15 protein-coding genes are annotated in these 20,661 nt (G+C 72.8%); 6 read left to right on the plus strand and 9 right to left on the minus strand.

The window, feature by feature from the left end; translation table 11 throughout:
- Window positions 1-18: 18 nt before the first annotated feature.
- The 4 genes from CLV63_RS13465 to CLV63_RS13480 all read right to left on the minus strand — a co-directional run bounded on the left by CLV63_RS13465 (window position 19) and on the right by CLV63_RS13480 (window position 5,977).
- Window positions 19-1,020 carry a PadR family transcriptional regulator gene (locus CLV63_RS13465; RefSeq protein WP_106583327.1) on the minus strand — a complete coding sequence of 334 codons (1,002 nt, stop codon included), beginning with the start codon at window positions 1,018-1,020 and terminating at the stop codon, window positions 19-21.
- Window positions 1,017-1,871 (minus strand): DUF4097 family beta strand repeat-containing protein, encoded by an 855-nt coding sequence (locus CLV63_RS13470; RefSeq protein ID WP_106583328.1) that lies wholly within the window; start codon window positions 1,869-1,871, stop codon window positions 1,017-1,019. The genes CLV63_RS13465 and CLV63_RS13470 overlap by 4 nt, the downstream gene beginning before the upstream one ends.
- A 217-nt stretch (window positions 1,872-2,088) precedes the next feature.
- The gene (locus CLV63_RS13475) at window positions 2,089-2,280 is read right to left on the minus strand and encodes a DUF6104 family protein (protein ID WP_106583329.1); all 192 of its coding nucleotides are present in this window, start codon (window positions 2,278-2,280) and stop codon (window positions 2,089-2,091) included.
- A gap of 4 nt (window positions 2,281-2,284) precedes the next feature.
- Window positions 2,285-5,977, minus strand: a complete 3,693-nt coding sequence (locus tag CLV63_RS13480) for a multifunctional oxoglutarate decarboxylase/oxoglutarate dehydrogenase thiamine pyrophosphate-binding subunit/dihydrolipoyllysine-residue succinyltransferase subunit (protein WP_106583330.1) — start codon at window positions 5,975-5,977, stop codon at window positions 2,285-2,287.
- A 487-nt stretch (window positions 5,978-6,464) separates the two neighbouring features.
- On the opposite strand from CLV63_RS13480, the gene CLV63_RS13485 reads away from it, so the two are divergent.
- From CLV63_RS13485 to CLV63_RS35015, 5 genes are all read left to right on the plus strand, one after another.
- Window positions 6,465-7,376, plus strand: coding sequence for an SDR family NAD(P)-dependent oxidoreductase (locus CLV63_RS13485; RefSeq protein ID WP_106583331.1), 912 nt, complete (start codon window positions 6,465-6,467; stop codon window positions 7,374-7,376).
- Window positions 7,377-7,612: 236 nt separating this feature from the next.
- Window positions 7,613-7,984 (plus strand): BlaI/MecI/CopY family transcriptional regulator, encoded by a 372-nt coding sequence (locus CLV63_RS13490; protein WP_106583332.1) that lies wholly within the window; start codon window positions 7,613-7,615, stop codon window positions 7,982-7,984.
- A gap of 106 nt (window positions 7,985-8,090) precedes the next feature.
- Window positions 8,091-9,254 (plus strand): pyridoxal phosphate-dependent aminotransferase, encoded by a 1,164-nt coding sequence (locus CLV63_RS13495; RefSeq protein ID WP_106583333.1) that lies wholly within the window; start codon window positions 8,091-8,093, stop codon window positions 9,252-9,254.
- Complete coding sequence (locus tag CLV63_RS13500; protein WP_394339768.1) at window positions 9,251-9,925, plus strand: class I SAM-dependent methyltransferase; 675 nt, start codon at window positions 9,251-9,253, stop codon at window positions 9,923-9,925. Before CLV63_RS13495 ends, CLV63_RS13500 begins: the two co-directional genes overlap by 4 nt.
- Window positions 9,926-10,108: 183 nt before the next feature.
- Window positions 10,109-13,555, plus strand: coding sequence for a transglycosylase domain-containing protein (locus CLV63_RS35015; protein WP_281260730.1), 3,447 nt, complete (start codon window positions 10,109-10,111; stop codon window positions 13,553-13,555).
- Window positions 13,556-13,618: 63 nt separating this feature from the next.
- Here CLV63_RS35015 and CLV63_RS13510 read toward each other — a convergent pair whose 3' ends face one another.
- Genes CLV63_RS13510 through CLV63_RS13520 form a run of 3 tightly spaced genes read right to left on the minus strand, consistent with a single transcriptional unit; the run spans window position 13,619 to window position 16,703 of the window.
- Entirely contained in the window at window positions 13,619-14,698 is a 1,080-nt protein-coding gene (locus tag CLV63_RS13510; protein WP_106583334.1) for a prenyltransferase, read from the minus strand.
- Window positions 14,695-15,423 (minus strand): class I SAM-dependent methyltransferase, encoded by a 729-nt coding sequence (locus CLV63_RS13515; protein WP_106583402.1) that lies wholly within the window; start codon window positions 15,421-15,423, stop codon window positions 14,695-14,697. Before CLV63_RS13515 ends, CLV63_RS13510 begins: the two co-directional genes overlap by 4 nt.
- A complete protein-coding gene (locus CLV63_RS13520) occupies window positions 15,420-16,703 on the minus strand; it encodes a glycosyltransferase family 4 protein (protein WP_106583335.1) in 1,284 nt (427 codons plus the stop codon). Before CLV63_RS13520 ends, CLV63_RS13515 begins: the two co-directional genes overlap by 4 nt.
- A gap of 636 nt (window positions 16,704-17,339) precedes the next feature.
- On the opposite strand from CLV63_RS13520, the gene CLV63_RS13525 reads away from it, so the two are divergent.
- Window positions 17,340-17,999 carry a TetR family transcriptional regulator gene (locus CLV63_RS13525; protein WP_106583336.1) on the plus strand — a complete coding sequence of 220 codons (660 nt, stop codon included), beginning with the start codon at window positions 17,340-17,342 and terminating at the stop codon, window positions 17,997-17,999.
- A 66-nt stretch (window positions 18,000-18,065) separates the two neighbouring features.
- Here CLV63_RS13525 and CLV63_RS13530 read toward each other — a convergent pair whose 3' ends face one another.
- Window positions 18,066-19,484: an RNA polymerase sigma factor gene (locus CLV63_RS13530; protein WP_106583337.1), complete on the minus strand. Its 1,419-nt coding sequence runs from the start codon at window positions 19,482-19,484 to the stop codon at window positions 18,066-18,068.
- Window positions 19,485-19,663: 179 nt separating this feature from the next.
- Window positions 19,664-20,656, minus strand: a complete 993-nt coding sequence (nadA, locus tag CLV63_RS13535) for a quinolinate synthase NadA (protein ID WP_106583338.1) — start codon at window positions 20,654-20,656, stop codon at window positions 19,664-19,666.
- Between the last annotated feature and the right edge of the window lie 5 nt (window positions 20,657-20,661).

Genomic DNA, 20,661 nt, shown 5'->3' on the forward strand with positions numbered 1-20,661 from the left:
GGCCCCTCTGTGCCGGTATCAGCGCGGGGTGTCGGGGTCGGGCGGGGGCTCCTTGGTGGCGGTGTCCCATGGGTCGGCGGATGCCGGCGGCTGGGCGAACGGCGGGTGCGGTTCGTCGGCCGGGGCCGAGGGCGGGGCGTCGCCGTGGTGCGGGTCGGCCGCCTGCGCGTGCTTGCCCGCCGGGCCGTCGGGGTCGGCGGCGTCCTTCGGGCCCCAGTCGCGGGCGTCGCGGCGGATGACCTCGACGGTGTCGTCGAGGATCCGGCGGAGGTCCCCGGCGGCGCTCTCGCTCACCTTGCCGGCGTCGCGCAGGACGTCGCGCACACGGTCGGAGAAGTCGCCGAGGGCGCGGTCGAACGCGGGGCGTCCGGACTCGCCGTTCTCGGCGCCCTCCTTGTCGCCGCCGCGCTCGGCCGTGCCGGACGCGTGCCCCCAGACGTTGAACGACTCGGCGAACCGGCCCCAGTCGCGTTCCCACCAGGAGCCGCTCTTGGCGCCGGGCGCGTCGTCGCCGCGCTCGGCACCGGCGGCCTTGCTATCGGCAGCGGCACCCTTGCGCTCGGCGCCTTCGGGGTCCTCGGCGCCCGCGGCGTCCCACACGTTCTCGGGCGCCGGCTCGGACTTGGCGGCCCGCCGGGTGTCGCCCGCCGCGAACTTCAGCTCGGCGCGGAGGTGGCTGATGGTGTCGCGGACGTCGCGCTTGACCGCCCGGGCGACGTCGCGCACCGACTCGGTGATCTCCTGCTCCAGGTCGTCGAGGTCGGAGGAGCGCGAGTGGAGTTCGGCGCGGCCCTTGTCGGTGAGCCGGTACACCTTGCGCCCGTTGACCTCCTCATGGGTCACCAGGCCCTCTTCCTCCAGGCGGGCGAGGCGGGGGTAGATGGTGCCGGGCGAGGGCGAGTAGACGCCGAGGAAGCGGTCGCGCAGCAGGCTGATGATCTCGTAGCCGTGGCGCGGGCTTTCGTCCAGCAGTTTGAGCAGGTAGAGCCGGAGTCTGCCGTGACCGAAAATGGTACTCATGCGTCCCCCCTCGGGATCGCGGCCGGGGCGTCGGGGTCCCTCCGCAGCAGCGAGACCGCCCCGGAGACGGTGGTGGCGGAGATGGCGGCCGGGTCGACCCCGCTGCCGATCTTGCCGCTGAGGTGGCTGCGGCCGGGGAGGTCGCGGCGGTCCAGGCCGAACCCGGAGTCGAGCGTGCCGGTCGCCGAGCGCAGCTCGGCCGTTGCCGAGCTCTCGGCGGGGATGCGCAGCGCCACGCTGCCCGACACCGAGGCGAAGCTGACCCGGGCGGCGGGCGCGAGGTCGACATCGGCGAGGAGCCGCCCTGACCCGGTCTTCGCCGCGAAGTCGGAGAGGCGCCCGCCGGCGAGGGCGAGGTCGCCGCTGATGCTGTTGAAGTGCAGGCTGCCGCCGGTGGCGCGGGCGTCGAGCCCGGCGGAGACGGTGTTGACGTCGGTGCTGCCGGTCAGCCCGTCGACGGTGATGTCGCCGGTGGCCGTGCGCAGGCGCGCCTTGCCGGTCAGCCCGGCGGCCACGATCGAGGCGGACACGGTGGTGACCTCGACGGGGCAGTCGCGGGGGATCCGCAGGCTGATGGTCGCCGACCGGCGGCCGACGTCCTTGTACCCCTTGAGCTGGACCGGTTTGAGCCGGTCGAGCAGCCCGCTGCGGGTGAGGTCGTCGTAGGTCACCGTGAGGATCCCGGCCTCCTGGGTGACGAGGACCGGGTCGCCCACGATGTCGGAGACCTCGAAGGTCACCGGGTCGTCGGTGGGGAGGATGTTGACGTGACCGCCGATGATGCGGATGCGCAAGGACACGATTCCGTCCAGTGTGCGCGTCGTCGGCTGGTCGATGGTCCATCGCGCCATCGCGGGCCCTTTCGCGTCGGTGCCGCCTGCTCGTGCTGCATGTCTTGTGCACACGATATGTCGCGACTCACCGACACTCAAGATATGTCGTGAGAACTCGGGGTCGTGTCCGGGAAAGGCGCGGGATCGCCCGGACGGCGGCCCCGGGGCCCCGCCGCACCGGACACCCCGCGCACGGCGAAGGGCCCCAGCCGCGGCTGGGGCCCTTCGGCGCGGATCAGGCGTCCTCGGCGAGGTCCTCGTCGTCGTCCGACCGGGCGAGCCAGGTGGCCAGCCGGTCGACGGAGGTCTCGAACTCCGGGTTCAGATCGGTGAACGTGCGCAACTGCTCGGCGAGCCAGGCGAAGGAGACCTCCTCCTCGCCGCGGCGCTGCACCAGCTCCTCGATACCGCGGTCGGTGTAGTACATCGGCTCAGTCCTCGGGCGGGAACACCGTGTTGACGAGCGCCTGCTGCTCGGCCTCGTGCCGCTTGGCCGACCCGGCGGCAGGAGCCGAACTGGCCGACCGCGACACCCGCGTGAACGGGCGGTCGAGCTGCTCGGAGAAGACCAGCGCGACGAACGGCCACGGACCCATGTTCGCCGGCTCCTCCTGCACCCACAGCACCTCGCCCGCGCGCGGGAACGAGGCGAGCTGCTGGCGGATCTCCTCCACCGGCAGCGGGTACAGCCGCTCGACCCGCAGGATCGCGGTCTGCTTGTCGCCGGAGCGCTTCCTGGCGGCGTCGAGGTCGTAGTAGACCTTTCCGGAGCACAGCACCACGCGCCGGACGTCCTTGGGGTCGATCCCGGAGTTGTCGGCGATGATCGGCTGGAACGAGCCCGAGGTGAAGTCGGCCGCGGCCGAGGTCGCTGCCTTCATCCGCAGCAGCGCCTTGGGCGTGAAGACCACCATCGGGCGGCGGTAGCTCGACTTCACCTGCCAGCGCAGCAGGTGGAAGTAGCTCGCGGGGGTCGACGGCAGCGCGACGGTCATGTTCTCCTGCGCGCACATCTGGAGGAACCGCTCGATGCGCGCGGAGGAGTGGTCGGGGCCCTGGCCCTCGTAGCCGTGCGGCAGCAGCAGGACGACGCTGGAGCGCTGCCCCCACTTCTGCTCGCCCGCGCTGATGTACTCGTCGATGATGGTCTGCGCACCGTTGACGAAGTCGCCGAACTGCGCCTCCCACGCGACGAGGGCGTCGGGCCGCACCACGGAGTAGCCGTACTCGAAGCCCAGGGCCGCGTACTCGCTGAGCAGGGAGTCGTGCGCGTAGAACTTCGACGTGCCCTTGTCGAAGGTCTTCAGCGGGGTGTGCTCGACCCCGGTGTTGCGGTCGACCACAACCGAGTGGCGCTGCCCGAACGTGCCGCGGCGGGTGTCCTGGCCCACCAGGCGCACCGGGTGCTCCTCGGAGAGCAGCGAGCCCAGCGCGAGGGTCTCGCCGGTGGCCCAATCGACGGCGTCGTCGGCGACGAGTTGCGCGCGCCGCTGGAGCTGCGGCTGGAGCCGGGGGTGCGGGGTGAAGCCCTCGGGCAGGTTCAACTGGGTGTCGATGACCTGCTTGACGGTCTCCTTGGAGATGGCGGTCGGCACCGACGCGTGGTCGATGCGGCCTTCGTCGAACACCTCGGGCTTGATGACGGAGCCCGGCTGGCTGGGCTGCTTGTCGGCCTCGCGGGTCTCGGTGAACACCCGCTCCAGCTGCCGCTGGTAGTCGCGCAGGGTCTGCTCGGCCTCTTCGACGGAGATGTCGCCGCGGCCGATGAGCGCCTCGGTGTACAGCTTGCGGGTCGACCGCTTGGCGTCGATGACGTCGTACATCAGCGGCTGGGTGAACGAGGGGTTGTCGCCCTCGTTGTGGCCCCGGCGCCGGTAGCAGACCATGTCGATGACGACGTCCTTGGTGAACGCCTGCCGGTACGCGAACGCGAGCTGCGCCACCCGCACCACGGCCTCGGGGTCGTCGCCGTTGACGTGGAAGATGGGCGCCTGCACCATCCGCGCGACGTCGGTGGCGTAGAAGCTGGACCGGCTGTCGCCGGGCAGCGTGGTGTAGCCGACCTGGTTGTTCACGATGATGTGCACGGTGCCGCCGGTGCGGTACCCGCGCAGCTGCGACAGGTTCAGGGTCTCGGCGACCACGCCCTGCCCGGCGAACGCAGCGTCGCCGTGGATCAGGATCGGCAGCACGGTGAACCCGCGCGGCCCCTTGTCGAGGAGGTCCTGCTTGGCGCGCACGATCCCCTCGGCGACGGGGTTGACCGTCTCCAGGTGGCTGGGGTTCGCCGCGAGGGCGATGTCGATCTTCTCGCCCTCGGGCGTGACGAACGTGCCTTCGGTGCCCAGGTGGTACTTGACGTCACCGGACCCGTGCGCGCTGCGGGGGTCGAGGTTGCCCTCGAACTCGCCGAAGATCTGCCCGTAGGACTTGCCGCAGATGTTCGCGAGGACGTTGAGCCGGCCGCGGTGCGCCATGCCCATGACGACCTCGTCGAGCTCGGCCTTTGCCGCCTGCGAGATGACGCCGTCGAGCAGCGGGATCAGGGACTCGCCGCCTTCGAGCGAGAACCGCTTCTGCCCCACGAACTTGGTCTGGAGGAAGGTCTCGAACGCCTCGGCGCTGTTGAGCTTGCGCAGGATGTGCAGCTGCTCGTCGCGGCTGACCTTCTCGTGCTCGTGCTCGACGTGGGTCTGGATCCAGGCCCGCTCCTCGGGGCTCTGGATGTGCATGTACTCGATGCCGACCGTGCGGCAGTAGGTGTTGCGCAGCACCCCGAGGATGTCGCGCAGCTTCATGACCTGCTTGCCGCCGAAACCGCCGGTGGGGAACTCGCGGTCGAGGTCCCACAGGGTGAGGCCGTGTTCGAGGACGTCGAGGTCGGGGTGGCGGCGCTGCTTGTACTCCAGCGGGTCGGTGTCGGCCATCAGGTGGCCGCGCACGCGGTAGGCGTGGATGAGCTCCTGGACCCGGCTGACCTTGTCGATCTGGTTGGTCTGGCTGATCGAGATGTCCTCGACCCAGCGGATGGGCTCGTAGGGCAGCCGCAGCGCCTTGAAGATCTCGTCGTAGAAGCCGTCGTCGCCCAGCAGCAGCCGGTGGATGCGGCGCAGGAACTCGCCCGACTGCGCACCCTGGATGATGCGGTGGTCGTAGGTCGAGGTCAGGGTCATGACCTTGCTGACGGCGAGCTTGGTCAGGGTCTCGGGGGAGGCGCCCTGGAACTCGGCGGGGTACTCCATGGCGCCGACGCCGAGGATGGCACCCTGCCCGGGCATCAGCCGCGGCACGGAGTGCACGGTGCCGATGCCGCCGGGGTTGGTCAGGCTGATGGTGGTGCCCTGGAAGTCGGGCACGCCCAGCTTGTTGTTGCGGGCCTTGCGGACGATCTCCTCGTAGGCGTTCCAGAACTCCATGAAGTCCATGGACTCCGCGCCCTTGATGCTGGGCACCACGAGCTGGCGGGAGCCGTCGGGCTTCTGGAGGTCGATCGCCAGGCCGAGGTTGACGTGCTTGGGCTTCACGACGCCCGGCTTGCCGTCGATCTCGGTGTAGGAGTGGTTCATCTCCGGCATCGACACCGCGGCCTTCACCATGGCGAAGCCGATGAGGTGCGTGAAGGAGACCTTCCCGCCGCGGCTGCGCTTCAGGTGGTTGTTGATGACGATGCGGTTGTCGAACAGCAGCTTCACCGGGATGGCGCGCACGCTCGTGGCCGTGGGCAGGGTGAGGCTGGACTCCATGTTGGTGGCGGTGCGCGCGGTCGCGCCGCGCAGCCGCTCCTCGGTGACCTCGAGGAGGTCGTCGCCGCCGGAGCCGTCGCCCTGCTTTGCGGCGTCCTTGCCCTTCGCCCCGGTCTTGGCCGCCGACGCGGCAGGCTTCGCGGTCTTCTCGGGCCCCTTGGCAGAGGCCGCGGACGCGGCACCGCCCGAGCCCTTGTCGGTGCTCTTGGCGGGTGTGCTGTTGCCGGACGGCCCGCTCGTGGCGGGCTTGTAGTCGGCGAAAAAGCTCCACCAGGCCTTGTCGACCGAGTTCGGGTCGGTCAGGTACTTCTGGTAGAGCTCATCGACGAGCCACTCGTTCGGACCGAAGTCTGTCAGGGGTTGAGACGCCTCAGACGACACGGCGGAGATCGCCCTCTTCCGCAGCTCGCTTGTGAATGTGGATGAAAGAGAAGGCCGAGTACTCGTACAGGGACGGAGTGGCAGGTGAACGCGCCGCTCACATCCGGACGGCAATCTCGGCTAACAGGCTACTTGGCAATACCTTGACTTGGAGACACTAGCCCGTTCAAGGATTTGGGAGATACCTAACAATACTTCACAATCAGCGGCCGATCCCACGTCCGAACGGCGCGTCGCACCGCCCTCCGCCGCAGGGAACCGCAGGCCGGGCGGGCACGTCTGAGCTTCTGCGCGCGGCCGGACGGGACGGCCGGACCCGTTCTCGGGGTCGGGTCCGGCCGCGCGCGAACGCTCCTCGGACGTCTCCGCGGTCGGGCCGCCGCGGTCGGGCCGCGGCGCGTACCGGAACCGCCGGTTCGGCGGGAGGCCGCAGCGGGCGCCGGTACGGCAGACTGCTACGAAGGTGGACGTCGGTGGGAGGAAGAACATGACGGACCTGCGGTTCGACGGTCGAGTGGCCATTGTCACCGGCGCCGGGCACGGCCTGGGCCGGTCGCACGCGCTCGAACTCGCAGCACGCGGTGCCAAGGTCGTGGTGAACGACCTCGGCGGGCGCGTCGACGGCAGTGCCGAGGGCGGCGCCGACGGCGGCGAGCCCCCCGCGGCCGCCGTCGCGGCCGAGATCACCGCCAAGGGCGGCTGGGCCGTGTCCGACACCAGCGACGTGTCCACGGAGGACGGCGCCGAGTCCCTGGTCGACGCGGCGATGGACCGGTACGGCCGGGTCGACGTCGTGGTCAACAACGCCGGCATCCTGCGCGACCGCTCGTTCAAGAACATCTCCGTCGGCGAATGGGACGCGGTCATCGGCGTGCACCTGCGGGGCGCGTTCCTCGTGTCCCGCGCCGCGTTCGGGCACCTGCGGGAGCACGGCTACGGCCGCATCGTCAACACCACCTCGCCCACGGGCCTGTTCGGCAACTTCGGGCAGAGCAACCTCGCGGCGGCCACCATGGGCGTCGTCGGGTTGACCAAGAGCCTCGCCATCGAGGGGGCCAGCTACGACGTCGCGGTGAACGTCATCGCGCCGCTCGCCTACACGCGCATGACCGAGGACCTGCTCCCCGCGGAGTCGGCGGCCGACCTCGCGCCCAAGCACGTGACCCCGGTGGTGGTCTGGCTCGCCCACGAGGACTGCCCGAGCACCGGCGAGATCTACTCGGTCGGCGGCGGCAGGGTGGCGCGCGTGTTCGTCGCCGAGGGCCCGGGGGTCCGCCTGCCCGGCGCCACCGCCGAGACCATCGCCGACAACTGGCCCGACGTCAACGCCGAGCGCCCCTACGTCATACCCCGCAGCCTCGGCGAGCAGACCGAGTCCCTCCGCGGCCCCCGCCGGTAGCCGCCCGCCCACTGCGTGCCCGCCGCGCCGCGTGCCGGGTCCGACGCGGCTCCGGTCGGCCCATCGCCGGGGAATGGCGGGACGGGTGCCCCGAAACCACGGTTCGAGGCGGGCTTGTGCTGCCGGAACGGATGGTCTCGCGCATGGGCGGGCGCGGATCCGTTCCCTGCCGCCGGTTTCCCCACGAGGCCCGGGATCGCGCTTCTAGCATGATCCTCAGGGAGGTGGGACACGGCATGAAGGAGTTCGGCGAACTCGAATCCGCGATCATGTCGGCGCTGTGGAGTGCGCGGCGGCCGCTCGTGGTTCGAGAGGTGCGCGAGTTGATGACCTACGACCGTGACGTCGCCTACACAACGGTCATGACGGTGGCGAACATCCTCTACCACAAGGGACTGCTGCGCCGGGAGAAGGCCGGCCGCGCCTGGCAGTACTGGCCGCACGAGACCCGCGACGAGCACACGGCGCGGCTCATGCGCGAGGTCCTCAGCGGCAGCGAAGACCCCGGGGCCGCCCTGCTGCGGTTCATCGAGCGGTTCACCGACGAGGAGGTGGGCCGGCTGGGCGAGATGCTGCACAAGGTCCGCGCCCAACGGAGCGTCGCCTAACGGAAGAACCCCCGGTGTCGGCCCGGGGACCGGGCGGACCGGCCCGCGGCGGGGGCGCGGCGCCCGGCGGGCGGCCCTATGCTCGACTGCTGTGGACCACCCTCTTGTGCGGCGCATGCGCGGCTTCGGCGAGACCATCTTCGCCGAGATGACCCAGCTCGCCAACGACACCGGCGCCATCAACCTGGGCCAGGGCTTCCCCGATACCGACGGGCCCGAGTCGCTGCTCAGCGGGGCCGCGCGGCACATCATGGCCGGCGTCAACCAGTACCCGCCGGGGCCCGGACGCAGGGAGCTCCGCGCGGCCGTCGCCGCCGACCGCTCGCGGCGCTACGGGCTCGACTACGACCCCGACACCGAGGTGTACGTCACCGTGGGCGCCACGGCCGGGATCGCGGCCTCGGTGCAGGCGCTGGTCGAAGCGGGCGACGAGGTCGTCCTGTTCGAGCCGATGTACGACTCCTACCCCGCTGTCATCGCACTGGCGGGCGGCGTGCGGCGCCCCGTGCCGCTGCGGCCATCGGCGGCCGACGGCGGCCGGTTCCGCTTCGACCCCGACGAGCTGCGCGCCGCGTTCGGCCCGCGGACGCGGCTGATCATCGTCAACACCCCGCACAACCCCACCGGGACCGTGTTCACCCGCGACGAGCTGGCGCTCATCGCCGAACTGTGCGTCGAGCACGACGTCATCGCGCTCACCGACGAGGTCTACGAGCACCTGGTGTTCGACGGCGCCGAGCACCACGTCCTCGCCGGGCTGCCCGGCATGCGGGAGCGGACCCTCGCGGTCTCATCGGTGGGCAAGACGTTCTCGGTGACCGCGTGGAAGACCGGCTGGGTCATCGGACCGCCGCCGCTGGTCCGCGCCGTGCAGACGGTCAACCAGTTCCTCACCTTCACCGCCAACGGCGCGCTCCAGCTCGCGATCGCCGACGCGATCCGCGACGAGCAGGCGTGGGTGCTGGCGCAGCGCGACGCACTCCAGGGCAAGCGCGACCGGCTGAGCGCGGGGCTGCGCGCAGCGGGGTTCGACGTCCTGCGGCCGCAGGGCACCTACTTCGTGATGGCGGACATCCGTCCGCTCGGCTACACCGACGGCATCGAACTCGCCCGCGCCCTCCCGCGCAGCGCGGGGGTCGCCGCCGTCCCCGCTCAGGTCCTCTACGACCACCAGGACGAAGGGCGCCACCTCGTGCGGTTCGCGTTCTGCAAGCGCGACGACGTGCTCGACGACGCCGTCGCGCGGCTGAGCGCCGGCGGCATCCGATGACCGCCGAGCAGCGGCGGCGGCCGTCGGCCGCAATGCCGCCCGAGATGCCCGCGGAGCTGCTCCGGGTCGCCGAGACCGCGAAGGGCTTCATGCCGGCCGACGAGGGCCGCGCGCTGTTCGAGGCCGCATACGAGCACGCGCCGCTGGGGCCGATCGTTGAGATCGGCAGCTACTGCGGCAAGTCGACCGTCTTCCTCGGCGCCGCGGCAGCGGCGGCCGGGAACGGGGCGCGGGTGGTCACCGTCGACCACCACCACGGCTCCGAGGAGCACCAGGCCGGCTGGGAGTACCACGACCCGTCGCTGGTCGACGCGGTGACCGGCCGGCTGGACACGCTGCCCGAGTTCCGCCGCACGATCGCCGCCGCCGGGCTGGAGGACACCGTCGTCGCGGTCGTGGGCCGTTCGGCCGAGGTCGCGCGGCTGTGGGCGGCGCCGGCGGGGATGGTGTTCATCGACGGGGGCCACACCGAGGAGGCCGCGCAGGCCGACTACACGGGCTGGAGCCCCTTCGTGGTTCCCGGCGGTGCGCTGGTCATCCACGACGTGTTCCCCGACCCCGCCGATGGCGGGCGGCCGCCGTACAACGTCTACCGGCGGGCCCTCGACTCCGGGGCGTTCGCGGAGATTCGGGCGAAAGGCTCGCTGCGCGTGCTCCGCAAGGCGCCCTGAAACGTCGTAAGGCAGGGGGCGCAGCGCGGCATAAGAGTCGCGTGAGAATCCCCGTGGGGGCGGTCATGAGAACTGGCGGTGTCGCCAGGGCGGGTAGTGTAATGCGGAGGGTTATTGGCCGATCCCCCGGCAGGGCCCATTCGACCTCCACGAATAGAGGAACCAGATCGGCTCGCGTGCCCGGTGCGTCGTCGCACCGCGAGGCAGCGGCCGACCGACCCAGGGGGCTGGAAACTGAGCGAGAGAGAACACGGCGATGGCGAGGACCAGTCGCGCCGTGAACCCCAGACGCCTGAATCGTCGGGCCCTCCCGCGGCCGACGGCGCGCAGAGCGGGCCCGCCGAGGAGACCGCGTCCCCTTCGGGCGCGCCCGACGACGCCGCGAAAGACGACGCCGCGACCAACGATGCTGTAACAGCCGACGCCGATCCCGAGCCCGCGGCAGGGTCCGCCGCGGGGGGCGACGAATCCGCGGCCGATGCGCCCGCCGACTCCGGCGCGTTCCAGGACAGCGGCACCTTCTTCCGCGAGCGGGTCGCGCGCACCCTTGCCGAGCAGGGGTACGGCTTCTCCGACGACGGCAGGGTGGTCGAGCGGCCCGACGACCCCGGGCCGGCGGAGCAGCCGGCCGGCGGGTCCGACGATCCCGCAGAGGATGCCGCAGCCGACACTTCGGCCGACGAGCAGCGGGCGGCCGACCCCGGCCCCCCGAAGGCCGATGAGCCGGCGTCGGCCCCTGCCGGCGAACCGGCCGCAGGCGCCGGATCCGAGGCGGCCGCCGCCGAGGGGTCCGCCCTCTCGGCCGCCCCCGCGTCCGCAAGCGCCGAGGAGTCCGCCGAATCACCCGAGGGCGCCGAGCCCGCGGCCGAGGACCCCGGCGACGATACCCCCGATACCCCTGACACCGCGGATACCCCCGACACCCCCGGCACCGGCTCCGCCCCGTCGTCCGCTCTCGCCGCCCCGCCCGCGGGCGCCGCCGGTGGCGCGGCACCCCCCGCCCCCGGATCCGCCTTCTTCTCCCCGCCCCCCGGCCGCGGCACGCCCCCCCGGGCCGAGGAGCCCGCCGCGGCGGACGCACCCGACCCCGACACCTCCATCGCGCGGCCCTACGTGCAGGCCGAGCCGGAGTCCGAGGGCCACGCCGCGCGTGCCGACGGCCCCGACACCACCGCGTGGAAGATGGACTTCGCCGCGGCCGAGGCCGCGAAGAGCGACCGGCCCGGTGAGCCGGCCGCCGATCCGGCCGCCGAGCCCGAATCCGACGCTGCGCAGCACGGTGCCGCGCCGTACGGCGACGGCCCGGCCACCGCGCCGCCCGGTGCCGCGACCGGCGCTGCCGCCGGTGCGGCGGGAGCGGCCGCGGCCGCGCAGAGCGGCGCGCCCGAGGGGCCCGCGCCCGCCGAGCCGAGCGAGCCGTCGTCGGCACACTCCGGCGGCGGTCCCGGCGGGCCAAGCGGGCCCGATGACCCCAAGGGCGGTGCCGCGGCGGCCGCCGGCGGCACGCCGAAGAAGGGCGGCCGACCGCCCCGAGGGCCCAAGTCCGCGAAGCCGAAGAAGCCGCCCAAGCCCCTGTGGTGGCGCATCACCCGCGGCGGGCTCATCGCCGCCGCGGTGATGTTCCTCCTGGGCGCCGGGGTGTTCGGGGTGGCCTACGCCACGATCCCGGTGCCGCCGAACGCCCAGAGCCAGGCCACCGATCAGGGCTCGACCTTCTACTACGACGACGGCAAGACCGTCTTCGCCGAGCGGGGGGTCAACCGCGACCCCGTCAAGCTCGACCGCGTCCCCAAGGAAGTGCAGAACGCCATCCTCTCCGCCGAGAACCGCGGATTCTGGGACGAACCGGGCGTGTCCATCACCGGCACCCTGCGCGGCGTGTGGTCGACCGTCACCGGCAAGCAGGTCCAGGGCGGGTCGACCATCACCCAGCAGATGGTGCGCAACTACTACGAGGGCCTGAGCCAGGAGCAGACCGTCACCCGCAAGTTCAAGGAGATCATCATCTCCCTGAAGGTCGACCGGTCGCAGTCCAAGGAGTGGATCCTCGAGCAGTACCTGAACACCATCTACTTCGGCCGCAACGCCTACGGCATCCAGGCGGCGTCGCAGGCGTACTTCCACAAGGACGTCGGCGAGCTCTCGCCCGACGAGGCGTCGTTCCTCGCGGCGGCCATCCAGCAGCCCACCAAGTTCGGCATCGCCGACGCCAAGACCACGCCCGAGATGGAGCAGCGCTGGAACTACGTCGTCAAGGGCCTGGTCACCATGGAGAGCATCACCCCGGCGAAGGCCGAGGCGTACGAGTTCCCCATCCCCAAGAAGGAGATCCCGCAGTCGGGGGTCGATCTCAGCGGGTACCGGGGCTACATGTTCCAGCAGACCATGTCGGAGCTCGAACGGCTCGGGTTCAGTGAGGACAACGTCAACCGCGGCGGGCTGGAGGTCACCACGACCTTCAACAAGAAGCTCATGGACGCCGCGAAGGAGTCGGTCGAGAACAACGTCCCGGTCGACGACCTCCCCGACGGCGTGAACGCCGGGCTCACGGCGGTCGACCCCACCACCGGCGAGGTCGTCGCGTTCTACGGCGGCAAGGATTATCTCGACAACCAGTACGACAGCGCGTTCCGCGGCTCGGCGCAGGCCGGGTCGGCGTTCAAGCCCTACGTGCTCGGCGCGGCGCTGAAGAACGACTTCTCCCTGAACACGGTGGTCGACGGCAACGGCCCGCAGTCGTTCGCCGGGTCGTCGGTGCAGAACGCCGGCAACGACCCCGGCGGCAACTACAACCTCATCCAGGCCACGGCGAAGTCCAACAACGTCGGCTACGTCCACCTCGGCGAGAAGGTCGGCCTCGACAAGGTCGTCGAGTTCGCGCACGACGCCGGCATCCCGAAGAGCAAGATCACCAAGGATCAGGCGGGCGCGGCGACCCTGCCGCTCGGCGTCTCCGACGTCAGCCCGGTCGACCAGGCCGGCGGCTACTCCACCTTCGCCAACGGCGGCGAGCACATCGAGACCCACGTGGTCCGCTCGGTCAAGGACAAGCAGGGCGAGGAGCAGCGGCCCGAGGTCAAGCGCAAGCGGGTGCTGACCGAGGACCAGGCGGCCGACGTCAGCTACGCCCTCCAGCAGGTGGTGCAGAGCGGCACCGGCACGAGCGCGCAGATCGGCCGCCCCGCGGCGGGCAAGACCGGTACGACGTCCGGCAGCGTCGCCGCCTGGTTCGTGGGCTACACCCCGCAGCTCACCTCGTCGGTGGGTATCTACAACGGCGACAACCAGCCGTTCAGCGTGCCCGGCTACGGCACCCTGTCCGGTGGCACCCTGCCCACGCAGGTGTGGCGCGAGTTCATGTCCAAGGCCATGGAGGGCAAGGAGGTCAAGCAGTTCCCGCCGCCCAGCTACGGCGGCAACACCCAGAACTTCGCGCCGCCGCCCCCGCCCGAGACCGAGCAGCCCGAGGAGACCCGGGAGCCCGAGCAGCCCGAGGAGCCCGAGGAGCCGTCGGTTCCCGAGGAGCCCGAGGAGCCGCCGCCCCCGCCCACCGATCCGCCGGAGACCGTTCCGCCGCCGGAGGTGCCCCCCGAACCCGGGCCAGGCGACCCCGGCATACCCGAGGGCTGACCAGGCCCGGCCGAAGGGCGCGTCCCGCCGGACGCGCCCTTCGGCGTCTCCGCGCGCCGGCGGTCAGCCCACGAGCGCCGCGCAGCCGCAGGCGGCGGGGTCCATGGCGGCGACCTCGCCGGGGGCCGAGGTGAACACGGCGGCGCCTGGGGTCGCGCCGCACAGCGCGTCGGCGGCGAGGATCACGGCGGCCGCCGTCCAGGTGCTGCGCTCGATCGGCCAGCGGACGTGCTCGGCGAACTGGTAGCCGGTCCAGTAGGCGCCGTCGTCGGGGTCGCGGAGGTGGCCGATGTCGGCGAGCAGCGCCGTGCCGCGCTCGACCTCGCCCATCGCGGCGAGGGTGAGCACCAGCTCGGAGGTCTCGGCGCCGGTGACCCACGGCTGGTCGGCCACGCAGCGGATGCCGCGGCCGGGGACCACGAACGCGTCCCAGCGCTCGGCGAGCCGGTCGCGTGCCGCCGCGCCGCGCACGGCGCCGCCGAGGATGGGGTAGTACCAGTCCATGGCGTAGCGGGAGCGGTCGGCGAAGAACGGCTCGTGCTCCGCCACCAGGTGGCCGAGGTGCGCGGCCGCCAGCTCCCAGTCGGGCTGCGGCCGCCCCACCCGCTCCGCGAGCTCCGCCGCGCAGCGCAGGGCGTGGTGGACGCTGGCGCACACGGTCAGCAGCGCGTGGTCGCCCGCGCCGCCGTCGGGGTCGCGTGCCCACAGGATCTCGCCGCGGTCGGTGCGCAGCCCGAGGACGAACTCGATCCCCGCCCGCACGGTCGGCCACATGCGCTCGGCGAACGCGTCGTCGCCGGTGATGCGGACGTGGTGCCAGACCCCCACCGCCGGGTAGGCGGCGTGGTTCGCCTCGCGGATGGGGTTGAGGACGCTGCCGTGCCGCAGCTTCGCCGGCCAGGATCCGTCGGCCGCCTGGGCTGACGGCAGCCACGCGTAGGCGTGCTCGGCGGCCGCCGTGTGCCCCATCGCCGACAGCGCCATGGCGCACTCGACATGGTCCCACACGTCGACGTGGCCGCCGGGGAACCAGGGTATCGCCCCGGAGGGCTCCTGGGCGGAGAGGAGGTACCCGGCGGATCGGGTGAGGTCGTCGGCGCTCAGCACGCCCGGGAGTTCGGGCAGCTCGGGCGCCGGGCTCATCCGGCGGACTTTCCGGTGGGTTTGCGCAGGTAGACGACCACGCTCTTGCCGATGAGGGGGTTCAGCAGCCGTTCGGCGACCCGGGTGGCGCGGGGGGCCTGGAGGATGTCCCAGACCAGCAGGCGGTGGTAGGCGGCGGCGAGCGGGTGGTCGTCGTTCGCCGTGCCCACGGCGCACTTGATCCACCAGAACGGCGTGTGCAGCGCGTGGGCGTGGTGGTGCGGGCCGATCTCGAACCCGATGGCCTTGAGCTTGGCTTCGAGCTCGGCCCGGGTGTAGATGCGGACGTGCCCGCCCTCGTTGGTGTGGTACTCCTCCGACAGTGCCCAGCAGACCCGCTCCGGCAGCCAGCTCGGCACGGTGACCGCGGCGATCCCGCCGGGGGCCAGCACCCGGTACAGGTCGGCCATCGCCGCGGTGTCGTGCGGGATGTGCTCGAAGATCTCCGCCGCGATGACGCGGTCGAACGCGCCGTCGTCGAAGGGCATGTTCAGCGCGTCGCCCTTGACGGTCTCGGCCTCGGCCGCCGCGGGGGCCTCGCCTTCGTCGCGCATGGCGGCGAACATCGTGGCGACGTCGGCGAGGTCGTTCTCGTTCTGGTCGAAGGCCACCACGTCGGCGCCGCGCCGGTAGCACTCGAACGCGTGCCGCCCGCCGCCGCAGCCGAGGTCGAGGACCCGGTTGCCGGGCCCGGTGGGGAAGAGGGAGAAGTCGACGGTGATCAGCGGTGGCTCCTCGTTGTTGGGTGGACGCCCTCGGCGGCGATGACCGCCTCGGTGTAGCGCAGCGCCGTGGTCTCGGCGACCGCGCTCCAGGTGAAGCGCTGCTGGACGCGGCGCCAGGCGGCCTCGCTCATCCGGGCGCGCTCGGCGGGGTCGTCGAGCAGCCCGCCGATGGCGGCGGCGAGGTCCTCGGGGTCGCCGGGCCGCACCAGCCGGCCGGCCGCCCCGTCGGTGCCGACGACCTCGGGCAGGGCCCCGGCACGGCTCGCGACGAGCGGGGTGGCGCACGCCATGGCCTCGACGGCGGGCAGCGAGAAGCCCTCGTAGAACGACGGCACGACGGCGACCTCGGCGGAGGCGAGCAGCCGGGCGAGTTCGGTGTCGGCCACGCCGCTGACGAAGCGCACCCGGTCGCGCAGCGACAGTTCGTCGACGAGCAGGTCGGTGGGGCCGCCGGGCTTGGGGCGGCTGACGATGGTCACCGACACGTCGCGTTCGGTGCCGAGCTTCGCCGCGGCGCGCAGCAGCGTGGCGACGCCCTTCAGCGGGCTGTCGGCGCTGGCGACGCAGACCAGGTGGCCGGGGATCCGCGCGACGTCGGGACGGGGGTGGAAGGAGCGCGTGTCGACGCCCAGCGGGACGACGTCGATGGCGCGGGGCCGCACCCCGAACTCCCGCACGATGTCGTCGGCGGAGGACTGCGACGGAACGAGGATGGGGCTCAGCCGGCGCGCGACGCGCCCCTGCATGCGGACGAAGCTGTACCAGCGGCGCTTGGACAGCCGCTGGAGCCCGCGCGCCTCCGCGATCTCAATGCGGCGGTCGACGGTGATGGGGTGGTGGATGGTCGTCACCAGGGGGAAGCCGAGCGAGCGCAGCGCCGGCAGCGCGTAGCCCAGTGTCTGGTTGTCGTGGACGACGTCGAACTCCGCGGTGCGGCCGCGCAGTGCGCGCGCGGCGCGCAGCGAGAACGTGAGCGGCTCGGGGAAGCCGGCGGTCCACATCGTGCCGACCTCGAGGGCGTCGATCCAGTCGCGCCATTCGCGCAGCGGCGGGGTCCGGAAGGGGTCGTCGTCGTTGTAGAGGTCGAGGCTGGGCACCTTCTCCAGCGCGACGCCGGGGTCGAGGTCGGGATAGGGCTGGCCGGAGAACACCCGCACGCTGTGCCCCAGTGCCGCCAGTTCGCGGGAGAGGTGGCGCACGTACACGCCCTGCCCTCCGCAATGGGGCTTGCTGCGGTACGAGAGCAGGGCGACCCGCAGGGATCGGGAGTGAGATGGCATCGGTGCTAACCCATCGGCGGCGTGGAGTGGAGCGGAGTCGAGAGCGGGGCAGCCGGTGCGCGATGCGGTCGCGGTGCCGTGCGGTCCGCGCCGGTCGGCAGGGTCAACAGATCACCTCGCTGGTCGTGCGCCGGCCCCACCGCCGATCCGGTCGGCGCGGCTCGCCGGTCGTGCACCCGGCGAGCGCCGACGTTACTCGCCAGTTTACTGCGCGACCGTAACAGCCTGTCGCCTCGTCAGCGGGATCCTACTCGGCGGGTCGGCGCCGCGGTCATCCGGATCGGGGTGGGCCCGGTGCCGTGCGGTGCCGCCGCGGCGGCGGCGGCACCGGGGTCCCGGTCGCTGGTACGCGTGGGGTTACCGACAAGTAGAACAGATTCTAGTCCGTGGTCCGAAAGGCGGCGCATCGTACGGAGCGAAGTGCGTAGACCGATGGGGAATGTGCGCTAATTAGGGGTTTTGGTTCCCGGTCGATGCTTGTCGTCGGACATTGATGTGGGCGATCCTTAGATAACCTGTTCTTGCGCAGGGGGCGGTGGGCCGCGGCGCCGACGGAGTCGGCGCGTCGGTGCGGCCGCGGTGCCGGCGACCAATGGGGGGCTCCCCCCTGTGAACGACGACGGAGGGAGAGCCGCCGTGGCGGTCCAGGCGCCGATCGGGATGCGGTCGCGAAACCAGAGCCAGCGGCGCAAACGCATCGTGCAGACCGCGACCGCGCTGGCGCTGCGGGGCGGCGTCGAGGCCATGCAGATGCGGGCCGTCGCCGAGCGCGCCGGGGTCGCGCTCGGCACGCTCTACCGCTATTTCCCGTCCAAGATGGACCTTGTCGTCGCCGTGGTCACCGAGGAGCTCGACCTCCTGGAGGCGAGCATCATCCGCCGCCCGCCCGCGGCCGAGAGCGCAGCGGGGCGCTCCGTCGACGTGCTCATCCGCGCGACGCGGGGGCTGCTGCGGGAGCCGGAGCTCGCCGACGCCCTGGTGCGCTCGCTCATCATGGCCGAGGCGCGCACCGAACTGGCCCCGCGCATCACCGACCTCATCTGGCGGGTCGCCAGCGGGCCGCCGTCGCCCACCGCGGAAGCCGAGCCGGCGACGCCCGACCGCGAGAGCCCCGGCTACGTCCTCGCGGGGGCGCTGACCAGCGTGTGGATCTTCGAGCTGCTGGAGATCCTCAAGGGGCACCGCGACATCGACGACGCCCAGCACCGGCTCGACACCGCCGCCGGCGCCCTCCTCGCCGACTTCGAGCCCGCGGAAGCGGCAGAGACAGCAGAGCCCGCGGAGGCCGCGCGCTGAACTCGGCGCCGAGCGCGCCGCCGGTCTCCGCTGAACGCTGCGCGGGCGTGCCCGGTCCGGGGGTGCTCAGCCGCCGTCGAGGAGGTCGCCGAGGTCGTCGAGCAGCCGACCGAGGCCGTCGCGGTCGCCGCCCGGCGGGTCGTCGACGGGCGGCGGGGACGGCGGGATCGACGGCGGGGCGGGCGGGTCCTCGGGTGCGGGACCGCCGCCGGGCGGGTCGTCGGGCGGGGCCTGCGGCTGCTCGGCGGTGTCGCCGGTGCGCCGCGTGGGGTCCGGCGCGGCTGATGCCGACGGCCGGTCCGCCTGCGGGGGCGCGGTGGGCTCGGCGGTGCCGGTGGGCGGCGGGAGCCGGTCGGGGGCCGTGCTCCCGGTGGTACCGCCGCCCCGGGCGAGCCCGGCGGCGCCGGGCGGATCGCCCTGGGTCACCAGGCCGGGCCCGGTGAGGGAGCCGCCGATGCCCCACAGCACGAGCGCCGCGGCGACGGTGGCGATCCCCGCCGCGGCAGGGGCGATCCAGCGGCGCGTGCCGCCGGCGGCGGGGCGTGCGGCGGCGTGCGGAGGGGCGAGCTCGGCGACGGGTTCGCCGTCGCGGCGGGTGGGGGTGTCGGCGGTGGTCGCCCGGTCGGGGGCGATGCTGGTGGGCTCCTCCGGAGCGCGGGCGGCGGGCGCGGCCGCCGCCTCGGCGGGGGGAGCGGGGGCCGGGGCGCGGTCGCGGTGCAGCGGGAAGCCGTCCGCGCCGAGCGGCAGCATGGCCTCTGCGGCGCCGGCGCGCTCCCGCGCGGTCTCCTCTGCGGTGAGGTCGGCGACGATCTGCCGGCGCAGCCTGCGCGGCGGCCCCGGCAGGACGAAGCAGGTCACGACCTCGGCGACGTCGACCAGCGCCCACTGGGCGGCGCCCGGCCGGGCCGGTGCCGGCGCGGACTCGCGGAGGGCGTCGACCGCCCGGCGCACCGCGGCCCGGCACAGCTCCTCGGCGGTCCCGCCTTCGAGGGCCAGCACGGGCGCGATCTGCGCCGGGGCGAGGCCGTGTCGCAGGTACAGCTCGAGGAGTTCGCGGTGGCTCGGCGGCAGCCGGCGCACCATGGCGACCAGGGCGCGCTCCTCGGGTGCGGTCGCGATCAGCGCGTAGGGCGGTTCGGCGGCGAAGCCGCGCCGCTGGCAGGCCGCCCGTGCCAGGGCGAACAGCCACGGGCGCAGCAGGCGGCGGTCGGGGAGCCGGTCGAGCAGTTCGACCGCGGCGAGCAGCGCCTCGCGCACCGCGGCGCCGGGCCGGTCGGGTTCGTCGCCGTCGCCGCCGGGGCCGAGCAGGGCCCAGCAGTACTCGTAGAGCGCCGGGCCGAACGTGTCGTAGAACGCGTCGTGGCCGTGCCCCCGGCCGAGCGCCAGCGCGTGCTCGGCGTCGAGGTGGGCGGGATGGCGCTCCGGCCCGGACCGCGGGGTGCCGCCGCGGCCGGTGGAACCGCCAGTGTCGCTCGGACGTGCCACGACCCCTCCCCGGATGCGCGCGTGCGGCGGGGTCCCCATCGGGCGGCCGGCGGACCGATTAGGGATGATTCGCCGCAGTCGTCCGTGACGCTAGCCGGTGCCGCGCGGCGCTGTCCGCGAAGTGGCGCGGTTCTGGCGCAGGAGTTAGCTTTTTGTCACCTACGGCGCGTCGCCGGGTCTCACTCGCCGCCGCGGGAGGGTGCGCCGATGGCGACCATGCGTTCGACGGACCTGCGTGCCCGCGCGGCGACGTCCTCGGGCACGGTGATCTCGGTGGTGCCGTCGCGCAGCGAGCCGAGCAGCTTCTCGGCGGTGATCATCTTCATGTAGTGGCATTCGGCGCGCGAGTTCACGGGCTCGAAGACGGTGTGCGCGTTGGCGGCGCGCAACTGGTGCAGCATGCCGGTCTCGGTGGCGATGAGGACCTTGTCGGCGCTCGTCTGCTCGGCGGCGGCGAGCATCCCGCCGGTGGAGAGGACCTTCACGCGCTCCTGCGGGACGGTGCCGGCGCCCACGAGGTAGAGCGCCGAGGTGGCGCAGCCGCACTCGGGGTGTACGAACAGTTCGGCGTCGGGTTCCTCGGCGGCCCTGCGGCGCAGCGTGTCGCCGTCGATCCCGGCGTGGACGTGACATTCGCCCATCCACACGTGGATGTTGTCGCGGCCGGTGACCCGTTTGACGTGCGCGCCGAGGAACTGGTCGGGCAGGAACAGGATCTCCCGGTCCGCGGGGACCGACCGGATGACGTCGGCGGCGTTGGAGGACGTGCAGCAGATGTCGCTCTCGGCCTTCACCGCGGCGGTGGTGTTGACGTAGGCCACGACGATGGCGCCGGGGTGCTCGGCCCGCCAGGCGCGGACGTCCGCGGCGGTGATCGTGTCGGCGAGGGAGCAGCCGGCGGCCGGTTCGGGCAGCAGCACGGTCTTCTCGGGGGAGAGGATCTTGGCGGTCTCGGCCATGAAGTGGACGCCGCAGAAGACGATGGTCTCGGCCGCGACCTCGACGGCCAGCCGCGACAGGGCGAGGGAGTCGCCGGTGTGGTGGGCGACGTCCTGGATCTCGGGGCGCTGGTAGTTGTGCGCGAGGATGACCGCTCCGCGTTCGTCGGCGAGCCGGCGGACCTCCGCCGCCCACTGATCGGTGGCGGGCCCGGTGGCGGTGCGCGTCGTCATGTGGG

Source organism: Murinocardiopsis flavida, assembly GCF_003014485.1.
GTDB lineage: Bacteria > Actinomycetota > Actinomycetes > Streptosporangiales > Streptosporangiaceae > Murinocardiopsis > Murinocardiopsis flavida.